The 19,385-nt window shown below is 41.0% G+C and carries 16 protein-coding genes; 10 read left to right on the top strand and 6 right to left on the bottom strand.

Going from position 1 to position 19,385, the window contains the following annotated elements; genetic code table 11:
* The first annotated feature begins 4 nt into the window (after positions 1-4).
* Together WDB87_RS02675 and WDB87_RS02670 are read left to right on the top strand one after the other, a co-directional pair.
* The gene (locus WDB87_RS02675) at positions 5-427 is read left to right on the top strand and encodes a thiol-disulfide oxidoreductase DCC family protein (RefSeq protein ID WP_337848928.1); all 423 of its coding nucleotides are present in this window, start codon (positions 5-7) and stop codon (positions 425-427) included.
* An 87-nt stretch (positions 428-514) separates the two neighbouring features.
* Positions 515-793 (top strand): peptidylprolyl isomerase, encoded by a 279-nt coding sequence (locus tag WDB87_RS02670; RefSeq protein ID WP_004588770.1) that lies wholly within the window; start codon positions 515-517, stop codon positions 791-793.
* A 67-nt stretch (positions 794-860) separates the two neighbouring features.
* On the opposite strand, the gene WDB87_RS02665 is transcribed toward WDB87_RS02670, so the two are convergent.
* From WDB87_RS02665 to WDB87_RS02645, 5 genes are all read right to left on the bottom strand, one after another.
* A complete protein-coding gene (locus WDB87_RS02665; protein WP_337848927.1) occupies positions 861-1,520 on the bottom strand; it encodes a DsbA family oxidoreductase in 660 nt (219 codons plus the stop codon).
* A 109-nt stretch (positions 1,521-1,629) separates the two neighbouring features.
* Complete coding sequence (locus tag WDB87_RS02660; protein WP_337848926.1) at positions 1,630-2,850, bottom strand: M24 family metallopeptidase; 1,221 nt, start codon at positions 2,848-2,850, stop codon at positions 1,630-1,632.
* Between the two features lie 139 nt (positions 2,851-2,989).
* Positions 2,990-3,598 carry a flavin reductase family protein gene (locus tag WDB87_RS02655; protein ID WP_286249143.1) on the bottom strand — a complete coding sequence of 203 codons (609 nt, stop codon included), beginning with the start codon at positions 3,596-3,598 and terminating at the stop codon, positions 2,990-2,992.
* A 9-nt stretch (positions 3,599-3,607) separates the two neighbouring features.
* Positions 3,608-4,330 carry an SDR family NAD(P)-dependent oxidoreductase gene (locus tag WDB87_RS02650; protein ID WP_337848925.1) on the bottom strand — a complete coding sequence of 241 codons (723 nt, stop codon included), beginning with the start codon at positions 4,328-4,330 and terminating at the stop codon, positions 3,608-3,610.
* Entirely contained in the window at positions 4,327-4,725 is a 399-nt protein-coding gene (locus WDB87_RS02645) for a thiol-disulfide oxidoreductase DCC family protein (protein WP_337848924.1), read from the bottom strand. Before WDB87_RS02645 ends, WDB87_RS02650 begins: the two co-directional genes overlap by 4 nt.
* Positions 4,726-4,845: 120 nt before the next feature.
* Here WDB87_RS02645 and ppc point away from each other — a divergent pair, with 120 nt between their 5' ends.
* Entirely contained in the window at positions 4,846-7,491 is a 2,646-nt protein-coding gene (gene ppc / locus WDB87_RS02640) for a phosphoenolpyruvate carboxylase (protein ID WP_337848923.1), read from the top strand.
* 345 nt (positions 7,492-7,836) lie between these two features.
* Entirely contained in the window at positions 7,837-8,763 is a 927-nt protein-coding gene (gene cdd, locus WDB87_RS02635) for a cytidine deaminase (protein WP_337848922.1), read from the top strand.
* 80 nt (positions 8,764-8,843) lie between these two features.
* On the opposite strand, the gene udp is transcribed toward cdd, so the two are convergent.
* Entirely contained in the window at positions 8,844-9,599 is a 756-nt protein-coding gene (gene udp, locus WDB87_RS02630) for a uridine phosphorylase (protein WP_337848921.1), read from the bottom strand.
* A gap of 439 nt (positions 9,600-10,038) precedes the next feature.
* Between udp and WDB87_RS02625 the strand changes: the two genes are divergently transcribed.
* The 6 genes from WDB87_RS02625 to WDB87_RS02600 all read left to right on the top strand — a co-directional run bounded on the left by WDB87_RS02625 (position 10,039) and on the right by WDB87_RS02600 (position 19,372).
* Positions 10,039-11,148, top strand: coding sequence for an arginase family protein (locus WDB87_RS02625; protein ID WP_286249155.1), 1,110 nt, complete (start codon positions 10,039-10,041; stop codon positions 11,146-11,148).
* A gap of 128 nt (positions 11,149-11,276) precedes the next feature.
* Positions 11,277-11,978 carry a substrate-binding periplasmic protein gene (locus tag WDB87_RS02620; RefSeq protein ID WP_286249157.1) on the top strand — a complete coding sequence of 234 codons (702 nt, stop codon included), beginning with the start codon at positions 11,277-11,279 and terminating at the stop codon, positions 11,976-11,978.
* 125 nt (positions 11,979-12,103) lie between these two features.
* The gene (locus WDB87_RS02615; RefSeq protein ID WP_286249159.1) at positions 12,104-13,384 is read left to right on the top strand and encodes a hemolysin family protein; all 1,281 of its coding nucleotides are present in this window, start codon (positions 12,104-12,106) and stop codon (positions 13,382-13,384) included.
* 259 nt (positions 13,385-13,643) lie between these two features.
* On the top strand, positions 13,644-14,813 hold the full coding sequence (locus tag WDB87_RS02610) for an efflux RND transporter periplasmic adaptor subunit (RefSeq protein WP_286249160.1): 1,170 nt from the start codon (positions 13,644-13,646) through the stop codon (positions 14,811-14,813).
* Positions 14,814-14,825: 12 nt separating this feature from the next.
* Positions 14,826-17,960: an efflux RND transporter permease subunit gene (locus WDB87_RS02605; RefSeq protein ID WP_337848920.1), complete on the top strand. Its 3,135-nt coding sequence runs from the start codon at positions 14,826-14,828 to the stop codon at positions 17,958-17,960.
* Positions 17,957-19,372 (top strand): efflux transporter outer membrane subunit, encoded by a 1,416-nt coding sequence (locus WDB87_RS02600; RefSeq protein ID WP_337848919.1) that lies wholly within the window; start codon positions 17,957-17,959, stop codon positions 19,370-19,372. Before WDB87_RS02605 ends, WDB87_RS02600 begins: the two co-directional genes overlap by 4 nt.
* The last annotated feature ends 13 nt before the right edge of the window (positions 19,373-19,385 follow it).

Raw genomic sequence — 19,385 nt, 5'->3', positions numbered from 1 at the left:
TAAAATGAGTGATGATGCGGCTTTATTAATGCGTAATCAAAAAATTATATTATTCGATGCGCAGTGTAAATTATGTAGTGCGTGGTGTAATTTTATAATTAGTAACGATGCCAATGTCATTTTTAAACTATGCAGCGTGCAATCACCAAAAGGTGCACTGCTATTAACTCACTTTGGTTTTTCAACCACACAATACGCCTCAATGGTTTACCTACAAAATGGCAAAGCGTACACGCAAAGCCATGCTTTTTTTGAAGTAGTAAAGCAGCTAGGTTACCCCTATAAATTAGCAACTGCATTTAGTGTTTTACCTAATACCTTTAATAATTGGCTGTACGATAAAATTGCTTTAAACCGGTATACCTTATTTGGCAAGTACAACTATTGCAGAATACCCAGCCCAGATGATGCAAAACATTATTTATAATTGGCTAAGTTAACTTAGCTATAAGTAGATGCTAGGTTTAGGTGGCTGTGCTAAAATCGCCGCGTTTTAAATTATCAGGGCTTTGAAATGGCAAGTACAGCGCACGCACTCCACATATTGGTTAAACACAAAGAAATAGCAGAAGACATTATTAAGCAATTAGGTAAAGGTGCCAAGTTTCAAACCTTAGCTAAAAAATACTCGTCGTGCCCATCAGGTAAAAAAGGCGGTGACCTTGGCGAATTTAGACGCGGGCAAATGGTTCCGCAGTTTGACAAAATAGCTTTTAATGGCGCTATTCTAGAGCCGCATTTAGTTAAAACTAAATTTGGCTGGCATGTTATTAAAGTGCTTTATCGTACCTAACAAGCTTGCTTACGATTACTAAAAAGGCTGCACACTGCAGCCTTTTCGTTTTAAATTTCAGGTGTTTTTAAACTTCTTGCTTGGCTTCTTCTTCACTAATTTGTTTTAGTGCTTGAATAAACGAATCGCTTGGTTGTCCGCCACTGATTGCATATTTATCGTTTATGATAAACGTAGGTACCGAGGTAATACCCATTTGCTTAAAGCGGTCTTGCTCTTGGCGCACTGTTTGTACGTATTTATCTGAGTGTAAAATACTGCGGGCTTCTTCTTTATCAAGGCCAACACTTGCGACTACATCAAGCAGAGCGTCTTCCTGATTTAAGTATTTTAAATCGGTGAAGTGGGCTTCAAAAAAGGCGAGTTTTAACTGCGTTTGTTTGCCTTGTTCGCGTGCCCATGTAAGTAGGCGGTGCAAGTCAAAGCTGTTGATCATGATGCGTTTGCCATCAAAATTAAACGTAAAGCCAGCACGCTTTCCTGCTTCGAACATGTTTTTACGATTTTCATCACCTTGCTCTTCAGTCAGGTTGTACTTTTGCATTAAGTGTTCGTTTAAATCTTGGCCTTCAAGTGGCATATCAGGGTTTAGTTCAAAAGGATACCACGTAATATCTGCACTCATTTCGTCTTTAAGTTGGCCAAGCGCTGTCTCAAGGTTTTTATAACCTACTACGCACCATGGGCACATTACGTCTGACACGATATCAATTTTAAAGTTTTTCATATTCATCCTTTTGCGGATTGCTTTGGTATAACAAGTATATTGGGATGAAGTATGCTTTATCAATCCTCAAACTAAAAAGAGCAGCTAATGGCTGCTCTTTATAAAGGGTTTAAGCGTTAAGCCCAAACGGGTCGTCAATACTATAACTTGGTTGTGTAAACCAATGCGGGCCGTTGTCGGTCATATAAAAATGATCTTCTAAACGTACGCCAAATTCATCGGGTATAACTAGCATTGGCTCGTTACTAAAACACATGCCAGGTGCAAGTGGGGTTTTGTCTCCACCGACTAGATAAGGCCACTCGTGAATATCTAAGCCAATACTATGGCCCGTACGATGCGGGCAGCCGGGTGTTTGATACTGTGGCCCCAATCCTTGAGTCGCTAAATAGTGACGAGCGCCTGCGTCAACATCTTCGCAGGTGGCACCAATGTTAGCGGCGTTAAATGCGGCTATTTGCGCTGCTTTTTCATGATCCCAAAACATCCGTTGGCGCGGTGTTGGCTCACCAAATACATACGTGCGGGTTATGTCTGATAGGTAATCGTGTACTTTACAGCCGGTATCGATTAATACCATATCGCCTTTTTTAAGTACTTGTGCATCTTTAACACCGTGCGGGAATGACGTTGCCACACCAAATAAAACAATACAAAAATAGTTACCTGGTGCACCTACTTTTTGATGCGCTTGTTTAATAAAGGCTTCCACTTCTGTGGTGGTGATGCCTTCGTAAAGCATGCTAGCAGTTGCTTGGTGTACAGCTAAGGTCATATTCATTGCGCATTGCATAAGCGCTAATTCGTTTACCGATTTATGCATGCGGCAATGTGCAGTAACGCTTTGTGCATTGATTATATTTAAGCTTTTTTGCGCTTTGTTAATGCCATCAAATATAAAAAACTGCGCACTTTCATCAATGCCTATTGTGGCATTGTCATTAATGTTTAGTTGCTTTAATACGCTAACAAATAGCGCATACGGGTTTTCGTGCTCTTGCCAACCATGAATTGGGCCTTCAATCACTTTAAAGCCATTTAGGGTGCCAATTTCAAAATAAGGCGCTATGTATTGTACTTCACCAACCGCAGGCAGTATTGCGCCAACCATGCGCTCGCTTGCATACCATTTCATACCTGTAAAGTAGGTGAGGTTTGACCCTGCGTTTAAATAAATGGCATCTATATTATTGGCCGTCATATAAGCTTGCGCTTTTGCTATTCGCTCAATATGTTCATCAGCTTGAATAGGCTGTACCGAATGGGTCATGTTACTTAAACTGGCTAGCGCTTGCTCTGGGGTATTGATACCCACACCGATTGTGCTCATAGGCTTCTCCTTAGATTTTTTACAGTGTGAATAATGTATTTTTTAAATTCAATGTTATGCGACCAGCCGCATTTATAAGTGTGGCTGGTCTAAATAAAAACTATGTAGTGAAATGATGGGCGTAAATGCCCATTTGTAGCTATTTTTTTGCGTACGCAAGGCGGGTTAATTTATTACTGGTGTGGTAGCTATCAAGCCCCGTCACAGCGACTGTTTCTATTGCTTGTAAGTCTAAAAAGCCATCGCTTTGCAAGGCTACTTCGTCTAAATATACGTCGGTGATTTCACCGATTACAAGCTCGGTTCCATTTACTGCTAAATGTTGATGCTCAACGTAATTTACCGCGTATTTTAATCTCGACTCTTTAACAAAAGGGGCTGTAAAGTTGTTTAGGTACTCAGGCGTTAAACCTGTCGCGTCAAATTCTGACTCGCCCTTGTCATATCGGGCTGAGGTTTGATGAGCTTGCTTATAAATAGCTTTATTAACTTGGTTAATGGTGTAACTACCCGTTTCAATGATGTTTTCAAACGTATGGCGGGGCACGCTATTAGGGCGCATGATCATACCAACTAATGGCGGGTGAGCACCTAAATGTATCACAGAGCTAACAATAGCTACGTTTGTATTGCCTTGTTTGTCTTGCGTGCCAATTAAGTTGGCACTTTTAAAGCCCGAAAGCGAATTAATTAAATGAGTACGCGTGTGTTTTTCAAGCGCGTTTATACGCTCTTTAGTAAAATGCATTAAAAATCCTTACCACGGTATGGTGTTGCCTTGCCAATCTAAATAGGCGGGCTCACCGTTAAGTTCTAAATGAGGGTTATTAAACGTAAGTGTAAAAAGCTGTTTAGCTACAAATTCAGTGCTAAATAGCTTTCCCGCAGGTACGTTTTTTTGAAATGGTTTTGAAAGCGCTGTATCGGTAGTCCCCGGGTGAAATAACACCAGTTTGGTATTTTTAGCTCTGCGTGCAAGCTCTACCGCTGCGGTTTTAAATAGCATGTTAAGTGCAGACTTTGAGGCGCGATACGTATACCAACCGCCTAATTTATTATCGTTAATACTACCCACTCGGGCACTCAGTGCAGTAATAGTGCACTGAGTTTTATGTGTTAAGAGCGGCAAAATGCTCTGTAAGCACAGTAGGGGAGTGAGTGTGTTAGCGTTAAATAATTCGTTAAAGTAATCGGCGTTTAAATCTTCTAGCTTTTTTTCTGGCATGTGGGTTTTGTTGTGCAGCGTACCATTAAACATAACAACTTGTTGGATATCGGCATTTTGATCTTTTAAGTACATTGTTACTTTGGCTAAGCTTTGAGCTGTGTAATCGCTCTTTAGGTAAACAATGTTACTATTGGTTTCTGCATTTTTTGAGCTGACACAAATGACTTGTACTGTGGGAGCATTAATTTGTAAGTGTTCAATATAAGCTTGTGCTATTGCGCTGCTGGCACCAAATAAAACAATTGTTTTCATTGCTTATCCCTAGGTTTTAAAGTGCACTGGCCGCTTGAACACTGAGCGCTTGGCATTAACAACTGACTAATTTTTTGCCTGTGTTTTGCAAAAAATAAATAGGCGACGTCAGCGAAATAGCGAATTATTGGCAAGCGAAAAATTTTCAACCAGCGGTATTTTCCAACGGTTTTCCATGCTTGGTAAGTTACATCTAACCCGTAAATCATCTCACCACTTGGCAATTGTGCATGCAAAATTGCCATCGCTTTGTTTTTGTTAACACTTGGGTAACGCGCGCTGAAGTCACAGCTATTAAGGTCTTCTAAAACAATTTTATGTTTAGTATCAGCATCTTTGAGGTGCTGCATTTCAGTGTTGCGCAGTGGGCAGTTAGCATCGTAAAAAATGATCATAAAAACCGTTTTCTAATAATTTACATATAGCTAATTACGATTCACCATTGCAAATGGATCTATTAAATCTGCGCGCATGATGATATTAATAGCACTCCATGAAACAAAGGAGACTGAGAAATGAGTGAACAATATGCCGCCTTGCGAGGTAATGTAAATTTACTTGGGCAACTACTAGGACAAACTATTAAGGATGCTCAAGGCCAAGCGATTTTAGATAAAGTAGAGGAAATTCGTGCTTTATCAAAGTCATCTCGCAGTGGTAACGAAGACGACAGACAAGCGCTAATTGAGGTACTACATGCGCTTAGTGATGAAGAGCTTTTACCGGTTGCCCGTTCATTTAATCATTTTTTAAATTTAGCTAATGTAGCAGAGCAGTTCCACACTGTTTCGCGTTTTAATGATGTTGGCTTTTGCCAACTAAACCCTCTCACTCAAACATTAAAAACGTTAACTGCAAAAGCAAAAGAAGGTCAATTAGATAGTAATCATCTGGCCGAAACACTCTCAAAACTCCACATAAACTTAGTATTAACCGCTCACCCAACCGAGGTGACGCGCCGCACAATGATCAACAAACAAGTTGAACTTAGCGAATGTTTAGCGTCGCTTGAACGTAAAGATAATTTAGAGCAAGAACGCACTGCTATTTTAAACCGTATTGCACAGCTTATTAGCCAAGCGTGGCACACAGACGACATTCGTCGTTCGCGTCCTACGCCTATTGATGAAGCTAAATGGGGCTATGCGGTAATTGAAAATAGCTTGTGGCATGCTGTGCCGCGTTTTTTACGTGAGTTTTCAGATCAAGTAAAAGAGCATTTAAGTTTAGAATTACCAATCGATTACAGCCCTATTGAGTTTACCTCTTGGATGGGCGGAGACCGCGATGGTAACCCGTTTGTGACCGCGCAAGTGACCTCTGAAGTACTTGATCACGGTCGTTGGATGGCGCTTAATTTATATATTCAAGACTTAAAAACATTGTGCGCTGAGCTTTCTATGTCTGATGCAAGCGATGAGCTTATTGAACTTGCAGGGCAAGAGTTTGAACCATACCGTGCAGTAATCAAAAAGCTTAAGGTTCAAGTTGCTGAAACAGTGGCTCATTTAGGCGCTAAAATTAAAAACAAGCGTAGTGATTCACAAGATTTAATAACTGATATTAATCAAATTAAACACCCAATAGAAGTGTGTTACCGCTCGTTATTAAAGTGCAACATGAAAGTAGTCGCCGATGGCTTATTACTTGATTTATTGCACCGTATTAATAGCTTTGGCCTGCGTTTGGCAAAACTTGATGTGCGCCAAGACTCCGATCGTCACAGCGATGTGTTTTCAGAGCTAACACGCCACTTAGGCTTAGGTGATTACAACCAATGGCAAGAGCAAGACAAGCAAGCGTTTTTGCTTACCGAGCTTAATTCTCGCCGTCCGCTAATTCCTAAAAATTGGCAACCAAGCCCAGAGGTACAAGAAGTACTCGACACCTTTGATGTTATTGCAAAGCAAGATGAAAATACATTTGGCTTATACATCATTTCAATGGCGCGTACTGCCTCTGATATTTTAGCGGTACAACTACTGTTAAAAGAAAGTGGCTGTCAATTTGATTTACCTGTTGCACCATTGTTTGAAACACTTGACGATTTAAATGCGGGTAGCGATGTAATTACTACATTGCTTGATAACGTGTGGTACCGCGGGCATATTAAAAATACTCAAAATGTAATGATCGGTTACTCAGATTCTGCCAAAGATGCCGGCATGATGGCTGCAGGTTGGGCGCAGTACGAAGCAATGGATAAATTAGTACAGCTTGCCGATGAACGTGGCATTGAGCTTGTTTTATTCCATGGTCGTGGTGGAACAGTTGGGCGTGGTGGGGCGCCTGCTGCTCAAGCGCTTCATTCACAACCACCGGGGTCGTTAAAAGGCGGCTTACGTGTAACTGAGCAAGGTGAAATGATCCGCTTTAAGTTTGGTTTACCCGATGTTGCACTGCAAAGTTTAAATATTTATGCGGGTGCCGTACTGCAGAGTAACTTATTACCACCGCCAGAGCCAAAGCAAGAATGGCGTGAAGTAATGAAGTTAATAAGTGAACAGTCGTGTGAGCACTACCGCAATGTAGTACGTCATGATGAAAACTTTGTCCCTTACTTTAGAATGGCAACCCCAGAGCTTGAACTATCAAAATTACCATTAGGCTCACGCCCTGCTAAGCGTAATCCAAATGGTGGCGTAGAAAGTTTGCGTGCTATTCCGTGGATTTTTGCATGGAGTCAAAACCGTTTAATGCTACCTGCATGGCTAGGTGCATTAACAGGCTTAAAAGCAGCGCTTGATAAGTATGGACTTGAAACGCTACATGAAATGAGCTTGCAATGGCCGTTTTTCAGAGCGCGCCTAGAAATGCTAGAAATGGTATTTAGTAAAGCCGACAGTTGGTTAAGTGAGCATTACGATAACGCGCTGGTGGAGGATATGTACAAACCACTGGGTGTGTCACTGCGTAAAGAGCTTGAAGAAGCTATAAGCTTAGTACAGTCACTCAGCCCACAAAACAGCTTATTAGCTGATCAGCCTTGGATCAAAGAGTCTATTGCGCTTCGTAATCCGTACACTGATCCGCTTAACGTACTGCAAGTTGAATTACTACGACGTGCACGTTCAAGCGAAAAAGGTAGCGAAGGTGACATTGATAATGCATTAATGATCACTATGACAGGTATTGCTGCAGGTATGCGTAATACAGGTTAATACGTGATTTTATTATCGTGATAGTAAATCACTAATTTAATGTAATCGGTATTTAAAAGGGATCACGCTGTGTTCCCTTTTTTATTTAATAACCTAAAAATTAACTTTTGTGGCCTATATGCGGGTCGATAAGGGGTGGATGCATTGTTTAGCTTTACTTATTCTTGCTGAATGTAAGTCATTAAAATAGCACAGGAGAGCTATCTAACCTGCTGGGTATCAAAGTTCAAGACGCGTTTAAAACAAATCCAGTCTGAACAAATATTAACCGCAAAGGTCAATAGTCCTAGTAATTCTAACCTTAACCTTTTAAACTACTTGGCCATTAAATAATTATAATATGTTATGGCTTCAGCAACTTTTACTGTGCAACAAGACACAGCCCTTACAAATTCACATATCTCTTTAAGCGTAGCGCAAACTCAAGCTTTACGTGGTCAGCTAAAAACCCAACGCGGCATATTAAATTCTAATAATATAAAACAGCTATGTGCGCAATTTAATGTATCCAATGATGCATTATTACAGGGCTTAGTACCGCTCGCCTCAGAATTTTCAGTAGCGCCAGTTTCCCATTTTCATGTGGGAGCTATTGTTAAAGCACTTGATGAGCAAGGTGATATAAATTTTTATTTTGGTGCCAATGTAGAGTTTGATCATCAAGCACTTAGCTTAGTGGTACATGCAGAGCAGTCGGCAATTAATAATGCTTGGTTAAACGGCGCTAAAAAAATAGTTAAAATAGCTATTAGTGATGCACCCTGTGGTTATTGTAGGCAGTTTATGAACGAGCTGGCCGATGCCAAAGAGTTTGATATTTTACTGCCAGAGAACCATTTTAAGCTCGCTGATTTATTACCACATTCATTTGGGCCTACCGATTTAGGTAACGAATTCAGTTTGTTTAATCCTAAGCCTCATCAGAAAAAGTTTGCAGACACTGGACTAGATAGCAAATTAGCCGCCATGGCGCTAAATGCATATGTACCTTATAGCCAAAATTTTAGCGCTGTTAAAATTAGTACTTTTGACGATGGTGATTTTTACGGCAGCTACGCAGAAAATGCAGCCTATAGCCCAAGCCTTTCGCCACTGCAAAGTGCGCTTAGTCAGTTATTTTTAGCAGGGCTTAGCTTTAATGGTAATACGGTTAAATCAATCACCCTTTTAGAAACTCATGGCCATGAAAATCAAGGTGGTGTGGCACGTGCTGTACTTGCAAGCTTTGACAACCTACCCGAAATAGACGTGATTAGCGCAGAGTTAAGGTAATCAGAACTCAGCTTAAGCTAAAACAATAAAGCACAGCAATTGCTGTGCTTTATACGTTAAATTAAAGTGCTGAGAAGGGGTTAGACTAATAGTACCTTTGCAGCTTCTATTACGACGGCTACTGATTTTCTTTCAATTTCACCGTGATCTACATTTGGAATTTCTTGACGAGTACGGTTAACAAGTACACCTGCAACACACGCAGCTTGTAAGCCAAGAGCTGCACACATTGTAAATAATGTCGCCGACTCCATTTCGTAATTCATCACGCCTAGGTTTTGCCACTCTTCACAGCTACCTTGTAATGACTTTGGTACGTAGCCCGAGTGCGTATCGTAACGCTCTTGGCCTGGGTAGAAGGTATCGCTTGAAGCTGTGATACCAATATGAAAATCAATATCTAAGTTTTTACACGCTTGTACCATAGCTTGTGTTGCGTAAAAATCAGATACCGCAGGGTAGCTAAGCGGCGCAAAATGCTGGCTGGCACCATCTAAACGTACAGATGCTTGGCTAATTAAAATTTCGCCTTCGTTAATATGAGGCTGAATCGCGCCTGTAGTACCAATACGTAAAAATTTACGCACACCAAGTTGCGCTAATTCTTCTACAGCAATCGATGTAGATGGGCCGCCAATACCAGTTGAACATACCACTACTGAGTGGCCATTTAGCTGACCTAAATACACATGAAATTCGCGAGTTTGAGCTAGGCAGGTTGGGTTGTCTAGGAATTGTGAAATACGTGCTGCACGATCAGGATCGCCCGGTACAATCGCAAGTTTTGCACCTTTAAGATCGTCAATACATAGTCCTAAGTGAAATACCTTTTCCATAACTAAGCCTTTTATAAAAATTTGTTGTCAATCTAGCATCATTGCCATAAACGTTTACCAAGTACAGGACGTTTGTCCGTTTTGTGCTAATCCCCTTTAAAAATATTAAGATACAACAATTTATTCATCTACTTTGAATATTCAATCAAACACTTAACCGGTATAAAAAAAGGCGCTGTTGACTTGCCCTTGCAGACATTATATGTATCGGGCAAGAGCAAAAGCACACTAATATTTGCTGATTAAAACTAGAGTTAAAGTTATTAAAATTCAAGTGGTTAATGCTTTATTTGAACTTTATTTAGACCCTTACTACTGCGTTTTTAGAGCGCAAAAAATGGTTTAGTAAAATTAAATTTAAGTTTAAGTATGTTTTATCTTTTTGCATAACTAATCAAAAAACTCTGTTTTACACAGTAATAGTTTATAGAGGTTTATTATGAGCACACAATTTCAAGCATTTAAAAATAAAGTTGAGCACTGCTTGTGCTCACCTGGCGATGGTGTATTTACTGTAAATACAGCAAAAGAGCGCAAGGCCGCACTTCGTAATAAGCTTTATGGGCAAACCGAAAACGTAGATTCACTGTGGCGCGATTCTTTAAATGAGCTACCAAATTCCCCACATAAAGCCGTTATGTTAGGCATTAGCTCAGATTGTGGTGGTGGTATTTTACGTGGCGCGAATTGGGGGCCATTATTTTTACGCTCAGCACTTATAGATCAGCAACCGCAGTGCCACTCATTCGATTTAGGAGACGTGCGCGTAATTCCGCATTTATTGCATGATAAATACCTAAACGATGCAACAATTTCTAATTGTCAAAAAGCCCTTTACGGTGATGAGAGTAACGATTACTACGTAAGCCCGCTTTCTATTACTGAAGACGTGTGTGACAGTTTTTACGCCACATTTAAAGAGAAAGGCATTTTTGGTATTGGTGGCGATCATTCAATTAGCTACCCGCTAACTAAAGCCTATTTAAAAGCAAAGCGCGAACAAGGTAAACGCACTGCAATTATTCACTTTGATGCGCATACCGACTTATTAGTAGAGCGTTTAGGCATAGATTTATGTTTTGGTTCGTGGTGTACACATATATTAGAATTTTTACCAGCGCCGCATCATTTAATTCAATTTGGTATTCGCTCAAGCGGTAAACCGAAGGCGCATTGGGAAAACACCTTTGGCGTTAAACAGCATTGGGCAGCTGAAATAATAGAGCGTGGTGCTAAAGCGGTTGCGGCCGAAACCATTGCGCAGCTTAAAGCTGATAGCGTAGATGAAGTGTATGTAAGCTTTGACATAGATGCACTCGATGCAGAATTTGCCTCGGCCACAGGCACGCCAGAAGATAATGGTTTAACTCCACAGCACGCACTTGATATTTTATCGGCGATTGCTGATGAGTTTCCTATTACCGGCGCGGATATGATGGAAATAGCCCCATTTACCGACAGCTCATTAGTAGGGCAATCAAGTTCAGAAACAACGTTGCGCGAAGGCGCTAAAATTTCAGCGTTTTTGATTAATGCGATGAATAAGTAGCAAGTAGAAACTTAAAAAATCTAGTCCTATCAGCGTATAGGACTAGACTTTTAGTTGAAAAACTAGCAGTTCGGTTACCCTCAGCTATAGTTGGTTTATACCCATTTATAGTTTAAAGGCGTAATTAAATGAAGTTGTATTTACTTATACTGTGTTTTGCATGCATAAGGGTTAATGCAGCTGAAATTACTATTGTGACTGAAGTTTTTCCTGATTTTCAGTATATTGACTCGAACGGCCAACTTGCTGGGCGTTCTGTAGATAAAGTAAGAAAAGCACTTGATACTACCGATATTAAATACAATATGTCTGCAAATAGTTGGGCTGTGTCTTATAACGCAGTATTAAGAGATACTAACACTTGTATTTTTTCTATTGTGAGGCTGCCTAAGCGAGAAGATAAATTTAGCTGGGTGGCTGAACTTGAAAGTTTTGACTCTGCCATTTACGCGCTTAAATCACGTAATATTCGTTTAAATACACTTAACGATGCAAAAAAATATAAAACAGCGGTGGTTAGGAATAACTTTAGTCACCATTATTTGTTAGAGCGTGGTTTTAATGAGGCTAAAAACTTACTGATAATTGATAGCTTAGACAAAATAGATAAAATAATAAGCACACGGCACGATATTCTCGACTTTGTTATTTTAAGTAAAAAACAATTTAATTATCGAGCGCAGTTTGAGCCAAAGCTAAAGTTATTAGAGCCGATCTTTACGCTCAATACACAACATTCTCCCCTTTACTTTGCCTGTAATAAAAACATGCAGCAAAGTCTACAAGATAGACTCGCCTTGGCATTCGATGAAGCAAAAAAGGAAAGGTAAGTACATTAAATTCAATGGCTTACTTATTTAAACTGTAAAAATGCAAATATAAATTGCCGCGTTTAAAAAAGCGTCTATAATCAGCTGCTTTTTATTGAAAAAGCGCTAACTTTTTGGAGCGTTAAATGGGTGATTTAATCGGGATTAGCTTATTGATCTTGATCAGTGCGTTGTTTGCCATGTCGGAAATTGCTATTGCAGCGTCACGTAAAATTAAACTGCGTGTAATGGCTGATGAAGGCAGTGACAACGCGGCCGCGGTATTAAAACTGCAAGAAAATCCAGGGGCGTTTTTTGCGATGATTCAAATCGCTCTAAATGCCATTGCTATTTTAGGCGGAATAGTTGGCGAACAAGCGCTATCGCCTTATGTTCAAAGTGTATTAGTGCTTTTTTATCAAGGTATACATCTTGAAAAAATTAGCTTTTTATTTTCGTTTTTTACCATTACTTCTTTGTTTATATTATTTGCAGATTTAATGCCAAAGCGTTTAGCGATGATCATGCCCGAAGCTGTCGCTGTGCGTGTAGTAACAATTATGCGATGGGTTACTTTTGGGCTCACGCCACTAGTCATGTTTTTTAATGGGTTAACTAATTTTGTACTGCGTTTATTTAAAGTACCTGCAGAGCGAGAAGATATTGTTACCACCGAAGACATTGTGGCGATGATGGACGCGGGCGCTGAATATGGAAGCTTACAACAACAAGAGTATGAGCTAATTGGCAATGTGTTTGAATTAGAGGCACGTTTTTTATCAAGTGTTATGACTCCGCGCGACCAAATAGTTTATTTTGACTTAAATGAAAGCAGCCATGATATAGCCACCAAAATTATTGATCACCCTCATAATCATTTTTTAGTGGTATCGGGGAGTTTAGATAAGCTACGTGGTTCTGTTGAGTCAAAAGATATATTACGTCAAGTGCTTAAAGGTGAGCCTGCAACCATTAAGCAAGAGCTATTAGAAGCGGATGTTTTTTACTTGCCCGAAACGTTAAGTCTTTCAGAGGCTTTAAATGCATTTAAAAGCGCTGCTAAACCGTTTGCGGTAGTGGTAAATGAGTATGCGTTATTGGTAGGTATTGTAACCGTTAAAGACTTAATGAAAGGCTTCATGGGGGATTTAATTACCCATCAAGGCGATGAGCTTATTATAGAGCGTGATGAGGGGTCATGGTTGGTTGATGGTTTAACCCCTATTTCTGATTTAGCTAAGGTTTTAGATATTGAAGAGTTTCCTGAGCAAATGCATTTTGAAACGGCTGCCGGTTTTTTAATTTATACCATGAAACGCATTCCTAAACGGGCAGAACATTTAAGCTTTAATGGGTTTAAGTTTGAAGTAGTCGATGTTGAGGGGATCAGGGTAGAACAACTACTGGTTTCGCGAATAAAAAACTAGCCGTAAATTTACGTCAAGAGCCAAGCTAAGCTTGGCTTTTTTATTTCCTGACCTACAACAAAAAAACCGCAGAAAGTTTATTTTTCATACTTGTGTGTTTTATTTTTCATCAAGTTAACATTTCCTACAACCTAGTGACTAGGTTTAATTTGCAACTGTAAGTTAGTGTAAATTTAAGTCTTTTAAGATTTATAATCCTATCAAATTGCTTTAGAATGATCGTTCACTCTAGAGATAAATAGACTAAAAGGTATTTAACATGCAGCGTTCTCGCATCGCTTTATTTGTATTAACAGCCCTGTTTGGGTCTGTTGCTTTAACAGGTTGTGACCAAGCAGCTGACTCGCAACAAGCTTCAGCTCCACAAGCAGTACCTGTTGGTGTAATTACATTAAAAAGCCAAGCGCTTACTCTAAAAAAGGAGCTTCCCGGTCGCATTAGTGCTTTTCAAATTGCACAGATCCGCCCGCAAGTAAGTGGTATTGTGCAATCGCGTTTATTTAAAGAAGGTGCGCAAGTTAAGCAAGGCCAAGCGCTTTACCAAATTGACCCTGCCACGTTTGAAGCTGACTTAGCAGCAAGCGAAGCGGCTGTTGCCCGCGCTGAGGCAAGCATTGCTAGTACTAAATCAAAAGCATCGCGTTATAGTGAGCTTTTAAAAATTAAAGCCGTAAGTCAGCAAGATTTTGATGAAGCTGATGCAGCACAAAAGCAAGCACAAGCTGAGCTATTAACAGCAAAAGCACAGCTTAAATCTGCACAAATAAACTTAGATTATAGCCATGTATCTTCTCCGATTAGTGGTCAAATTAGTAAATCGAGCGTTACTGTTGGTGCGCTTGTTAGTGCTAATCAAACAACGGCACTGGCAACAGTAACCCAGCTTGACCCTATATACGTTGATTTAACGCAATCAAGCAACGAGCTAACTCAACTTAAAAAAGCCATTTCTTCTGGTTCATTAAGTGTTGACTCAAAAGCACAAGCCGACGTTGAGCTGCAAATGGAAGATGGCTCAATTTACCCAATTAAAGGCACGTTACAATTTTCAGAAGTAACTGTAGACCCAAGCACTGGGTCGGTAACCTTGCGCGCTAAATTCCCAAATCCAGATAGGTTATTATTACCGGGTATGTATGCACGTGCCTCAGTGGTTGAGGGCGTAAAACAAAACGCTATTTTAGTGCCGCAGCGTGGAGTAAGCCGAAATACAAAAGGCGAGCCAACAGCTATGGTTGTAAGCAAAGAAAACACCGTTGAAAGCCGGGTGTTAAAAGTAGATAGAACGATTGGCTCTAACTGGTTAGTAACCGCTGGATTAGCTGATGGCGACAAAGTAATTGTTGAAGGCTTACAAAAAATTCGCCCAGGTGCACCAGTTAGCCCTTCAGAAGTTTCACCGTCTGCAACAGCCGACAAAGCGCAATAACGGAGAGTTTTAATGTCACGATTTTTTATCGACAGACCCATCTTTGCGTGGGTGCTTGCTATCGTGGTTATGCTTGCAGGTGTGTTGGCTATTCAAAATTTACCAATAGCACAATACCCGTCAATTGCACCGCCAGCAATTAGCATTACCGCTACTTACCCTGGAGCATCAGCTCGTACCCTAGAGGATACGGTTACCCAGGTTATAGAGCAAAAAATGAAAGGACTTGATGGCTTGTTGTATATGTCATCTACGTCTGAGTCGAGCGGTTCTGCTACGCTTACGCTTTCATTTAGCGCCGATACAGACCCAGACATTGCACAGGTACAAGTGCAAAACAAGTTAGCCACAGCTACACCGCTTTTACCAGAAGAAGTACAAAGGCAAGGTGTATCGGTGGCTAAGTCTGCACGTAACTTTTTAATGGTTTTAGGTTTTGTATCAAAAGATGGCAGCATGACCAATATTGACATTGGTGATTATGTCTCATCGAATGTGCAAGATATTGTTTCGCGTGTTGAAGGGGTGGGTGAGGTTCAGCTATTTGGCTCTCAATATGCTATGCGTATTTGGTTAGACCCAGCTAAGTTACAAAACTACAAATTAACGCCTGCTGATATTAGCACCTCAATTAGCGCCCAAAATGCGCAAGTATCTGCTGGTCAATTAGGCGGCATGCCAGCGGTTGAAGGCCAGCAGCTCAATGCAACGGTAACAGCACAAAGCCGTTTACAAACTGCAGCAGAGTTTGAACAAATTATAGTAAAAGCAAACGCTGACGGCTCGTTTGTTCGTCTTGAAGATGTAGCGCGTGTAGAGCTAGGTGGCGAGAGCTACCGTGTTGTAGCTCGTTACGATGGAAAACCTGCATCAGGCCTAGGTATTAAGCTTGCCAGTGGGGCAAATGCCCTTGATACAGCCGAAGGTGTAAAAGCTGCGATTGCAGAGCTTAAGGAGTTTTTCCCTGAAGGATTAGACGTTGTTGTACCCTACGACACTACACCATTTGTATCGCTATCGATTGAAAAAGTGGTTCATACGTTAATAGAAGCAGTGGTACTGGTTTTTGTAGTTATGTATCTGTTTTTACAAAACTTCCGCGCTACGCTTATTCCAACGATTGCCGTGCCAGTGGTGTTACTAGGTACTTTTGGTATTTTGTACACGTTTGGCTATTCAATAAATACATTAACCATGTTTGCCATGGTACTTGCCATAGGCCTACTGGTTGATGATGCCATTGTTGTAGTAGAAAACGTTGAGCGTGTAATGAGTGAAGAAAAACTCTCTGCGCTTGAGGCAACACGTAAATCAATGGATGAAATTAAAGGCGCGCTAGTGGGTATTGCTATGGTGCTGTCGGCGGTATTTATTCCGATGGCGTTCTTTAGTGGTTCTACCGGTGTTATTTATCGTCAGTTCTCTATTACGTTGGTATCAGCAATGGGACTATCGGTATTGGTGGCGCTTATTTTAACACCTGCGTTGTGTGCCACGCTTTTAAAACCAAGCCATGTTCACGATAACAGCTCGTTATTCGGTCGTTTTTTTAGTGGCTTTAACCGCGGATTTGATAAAACTAATTCAGGCGCACAAAGTTTTGTCAGTCGTATGATCCGTTTATCTAAGCGCTATCTTTTATGTTATGGCCTTATTGTAGCGGGTATGGTGTATATCTTTTCAAGCTTACCAACGGCATTTTTACCAGATGAAGACCAAGGTATTTTGTTTAATCAGGTGTCATTACCAGCAGGCTCAACGACTGAAGAGACGCTTGAAGTAGTTAAAAAAGTAGAAAAGCACTTTTTGAACGATCAATCAGATGCTGTAAATGGTATTTTCACGGTAACTGGATTTAGTTTTGCAGGTTCTGGTCAAAACTCAGCAATTGCCTTTGTTAACTTTAAACACTGGGATGAGCGTCAAGGCGAAGGTTTATCTGTACAAGCAGTTGCAGGTAAAGCAATGGGCTATTTTTCTACCATTAAAGAAGCGTTTGTATTTGCTTTTCCGCCGCCAGCGATTGTGGAACTAGGTACGGCTAATGGCTTTAATATTTTCTTACAAGACCGTGTTGGACTTGGCCACGACGCACTACTGGCCGCGCGTAACCAGTTATTAGGATTAGCAAGCCAAAGCCCAATTCTCGCGGGCGTACGCCCTAATGGCCAAGAAGATATGCCAGAGCTTCAACTTGATGTAGACCTTGCTAAAGCTCAGGCTCTGGGCGTTTCGCAAGCTAATATTAACAGCACGCTTGCAACAGCCTGGGGTAGTAGTTATGTAAATGACTTTATTGACCGCGGCCGTGTAAAAAAAGTATACCTACAAGGCGATGCCGATTCGCGTATGGTGCCAGAGGATTTAAACAAGTGGTATGTACGTAATGATAGCGGTGATATGGTACCATTTTCAGCCTTTGCAAGTTCGCATTGGACCTATGGCTCGCCACGTCTTGAGCGCTACAATGGCTTTTCTGCAATGGAAATTCAAGGTACAGCTGCGCCAGGTTACAGTACAGGCCAAGCAATGGATGAAATGGAGCGCTTAGTAAAGCAATTACCTAATGGTATTGCCTCTGAGTGGACCGGTATTTCGTTTCAAGAGCGCTCAAGTAGCGGCCAAGCGCCATTGCTATATGGTTTATCATTGTTGTTTGTATTTTTATGTTTAGCAGCGCTTTATGAAAGTTGGTCGGTACCGTTTGCTGTAATGCTTATTGTGCCACTGGGTATATTTGGCGCTATGGTTGCTGCACTAACGGCTGGATTATCTAACGATATATACTTACAGGTTGGTTTGTTAACCACCATAGGTCTTGCCTCTAAAAATGCAATATTAATTGTAGAGTTCGCGATTCATAAAATGCAAGAAGGCTTAAGCTTAGTCGATGCGGCTGTTGCTGCCGTACGCTTGCGTTTACGCCCAATACTTATGACATCTATGGCCTTTATTTGTGGTGTTATTCCACTTGCTATTGCCTCAAGTGCTGGCTCAGGCGCACAAAATGCACTGGGTATTTCAATTATTGGTGGTACGCTTGCCTCGTCTATTTTAGTGGTGGTATTTGTGCCGTTATTCTTTGTATTGGTTCGTCGTTTATTCCCTATGGCAAATAGCGAAGACAAAAAGGAGCGCGCACAATGAGCATAAAACGTTTAAGTTTAAGCGCTATTACGCTTGTTATTTTAAGTGGTTGCCAATTAGCCCCTGAGCAAAAAGAGCTTACTTTACCAGTGCCAGATGCATATGCATCTGACACTGAGCAAGCATCAGCACAGCAATTACATTGGCAGCAATTTTTTAACGATGAAAAATTAAAAACCCTGATTGGCTTAAGCCTTGAGCATAATAAAGATATGCAAATTGCGGTACTCAATGTGCAGCGTGTACGTGGCTTATACCAAATTGAAGACTCGGCTTTATACCCATCGTTAGATTTTAACGCCAGTGGTACGCGCCAACGTTTACCGGCTGACTTATCAAGTACGGGTGAAGCTGCAATCAGCTCACAATACAGTGCAACAGTGGGTATTACCTCTTATGAGTTGGATATTTGGGGCAAGGTCCGTAACCAATCAGAGCAAGCCCTGCAAAACCTTTATAACACTGAGCTTACTCAGTACAGCACGCAAATTTCACTTATTGCTGAGCTTGCTAATGCGTGGCTAAACTACGCCACCGACTTACAGTTATTAGAACTAGCGAAAGAAACATTAAGCTCGCAACAAGAGTCACTTTCGCTTACGCAAAAAAGCTTTGATTTAGGCGCTACATCTGCCATTACGCTTGAGCAGCTCAAAAGTACTGTGGCCACAGCAAAAGTAGATATAGCAACGTATAAACGCTTGTTAAAACGTGATAAAAGCGCGTTAGATTTACTGGTAGGGCAGCCTGTATCGAGTGATTTATTGCCAACTAATTCGTTAACCAATTTATTGGATTTACCAGAAGTACCGGTTGGTTTGCCCTCTGATTTACTAACGCAGCGCCCTGATATTAAAGCCGCTGAGCACGCTTTATTAGCCGCAAACGCGAATATTGGTATAGCACGTGCGGCTTTTTACCCTAGCATTAGCTTAACGGCAGCGGCGGGAAGTACGTCTAGTGATTTAAGTGGCTTGTTTGATTCAGGCTCAGGGACATGGAGCTTTGTACCGTCGATAAACTTACCGATTTTTACTATGGGCCGTAACCAAGCAAACCTAGATGTTGCTAAGGCTGATCAAGAAATTGCAGTGGCTACTTACCAACAAAAAATTCAAAATGCGTTTCGTGAAACCGCCGATGCATTAGCAGATAGAGAAGGCTACAAAGAGCAACTTGAAGCCCTCGATATGCTAATAAGTTCGCGTCAGCTTACTTACGATTTATCAAAAATGCGTTACGAAAAAGGCGCTGATAGCTACCTACAAGTACTTGATGCTCAACGTACGTGGTACTCGGCTCAACAGCAGTTAATAACGGGTCAGCAGGCTTACCTTGCCAGCCAAATTAACTTGTATAAAGCCTTAGGTGGTGGCTGGAATATTGCTAAAACTCCTGTGCAAGAGCAGTAAAATGAAAGGTGTT

This window comes from Pseudoalteromonas sp. C12FD-1 (genome assembly GCF_037414265.1).
Lineage (GTDB): Bacteria > Pseudomonadota > Gammaproteobacteria > Enterobacterales > Alteromonadaceae > Pseudoalteromonas.
This window is presented reverse-complemented; position numbering and strand designations above follow the sequence as displayed.

What these genes read in the sequence shown, in the direction of transcription:
- WDB87_RS02675 (WP_337848928.1), top strand. Translation starts at nt 5, where the DNA reads ATGAGTGATGATGCGGCTTTATTAATGCGTAATCAAAAAATTATATTA.
- WDB87_RS02670 (WP_004588770.1), top strand. Translation starts at nt 515, where the DNA reads ATGGCAAGTACAGCGCACGCACTCCACATATTGGTTAAACACAAAGAA.
- WDB87_RS02665 (WP_337848927.1), bottom strand. Translation starts at nt 1,520, where the DNA reads ATGAAAAACTTTAAAATTGATATCGTGTCAGACGTAATGTGCCCATGG.
- WDB87_RS02660 (WP_337848926.1), bottom strand. Translation starts at nt 2,850, where the DNA reads ATGAGCACAATCGGTGTGGGTATCAATACCCCAGAGCAAGCGCTAGCC.
- WDB87_RS02655 (WP_286249143.1), bottom strand. Translation starts at nt 3,598, where the DNA reads ATGCATTTTACTAAAGAGCGTATAAACGCGCTTGAAAAACACACGCGT.
- WDB87_RS02650 (WP_337848925.1), bottom strand. Translation starts at nt 4,330, where the DNA reads ATGAAAACAATTGTTTTATTTGGTGCCAGCAGCGCAATAGCACAAGCT.
- WDB87_RS02645 (WP_337848924.1), bottom strand. Translation starts at nt 4,725, where the DNA reads ATGATCATTTTTTACGATGCTAACTGCCCACTGCGCAACACTGAAATG.
- ppc (WP_337848923.1), top strand. Translation starts at nt 4,846, where the DNA reads ATGAGTGAACAATATGCCGCCTTGCGAGGTAATGTAAATTTACTTGGG.
- cdd (WP_337848922.1), top strand. Translation starts at nt 7,837, where the DNA reads ATGGCTTCAGCAACTTTTACTGTGCAACAAGACACAGCCCTTACAAAT.
- udp (WP_337848921.1), bottom strand. Translation starts at nt 9,599, where the DNA reads ATGGAAAAGGTATTTCACTTAGGACTATGTATTGACGATCTTAAAGGT.
- WDB87_RS02625 (WP_286249155.1), top strand. Translation starts at nt 10,039, where the DNA reads ATGAGCACACAATTTCAAGCATTTAAAAATAAAGTTGAGCACTGCTTG.
- WDB87_RS02620 (WP_286249157.1), top strand. Translation starts at nt 11,277, where the DNA reads ATGAAGTTGTATTTACTTATACTGTGTTTTGCATGCATAAGGGTTAAT.
- WDB87_RS02615 (WP_286249159.1), top strand. Translation starts at nt 12,104, where the DNA reads ATGGGTGATTTAATCGGGATTAGCTTATTGATCTTGATCAGTGCGTTG.
- WDB87_RS02610 (WP_286249160.1), top strand. Translation starts at nt 13,644, where the DNA reads ATGCAGCGTTCTCGCATCGCTTTATTTGTATTAACAGCCCTGTTTGGG.
- WDB87_RS02605 (WP_337848920.1), top strand. Translation starts at nt 14,826, where the DNA reads ATGTCACGATTTTTTATCGACAGACCCATCTTTGCGTGGGTGCTTGCT.
- WDB87_RS02600 (WP_337848919.1), top strand. Translation starts at nt 17,957, where the DNA reads ATGAGCATAAAACGTTTAAGTTTAAGCGCTATTACGCTTGTTATTTTA.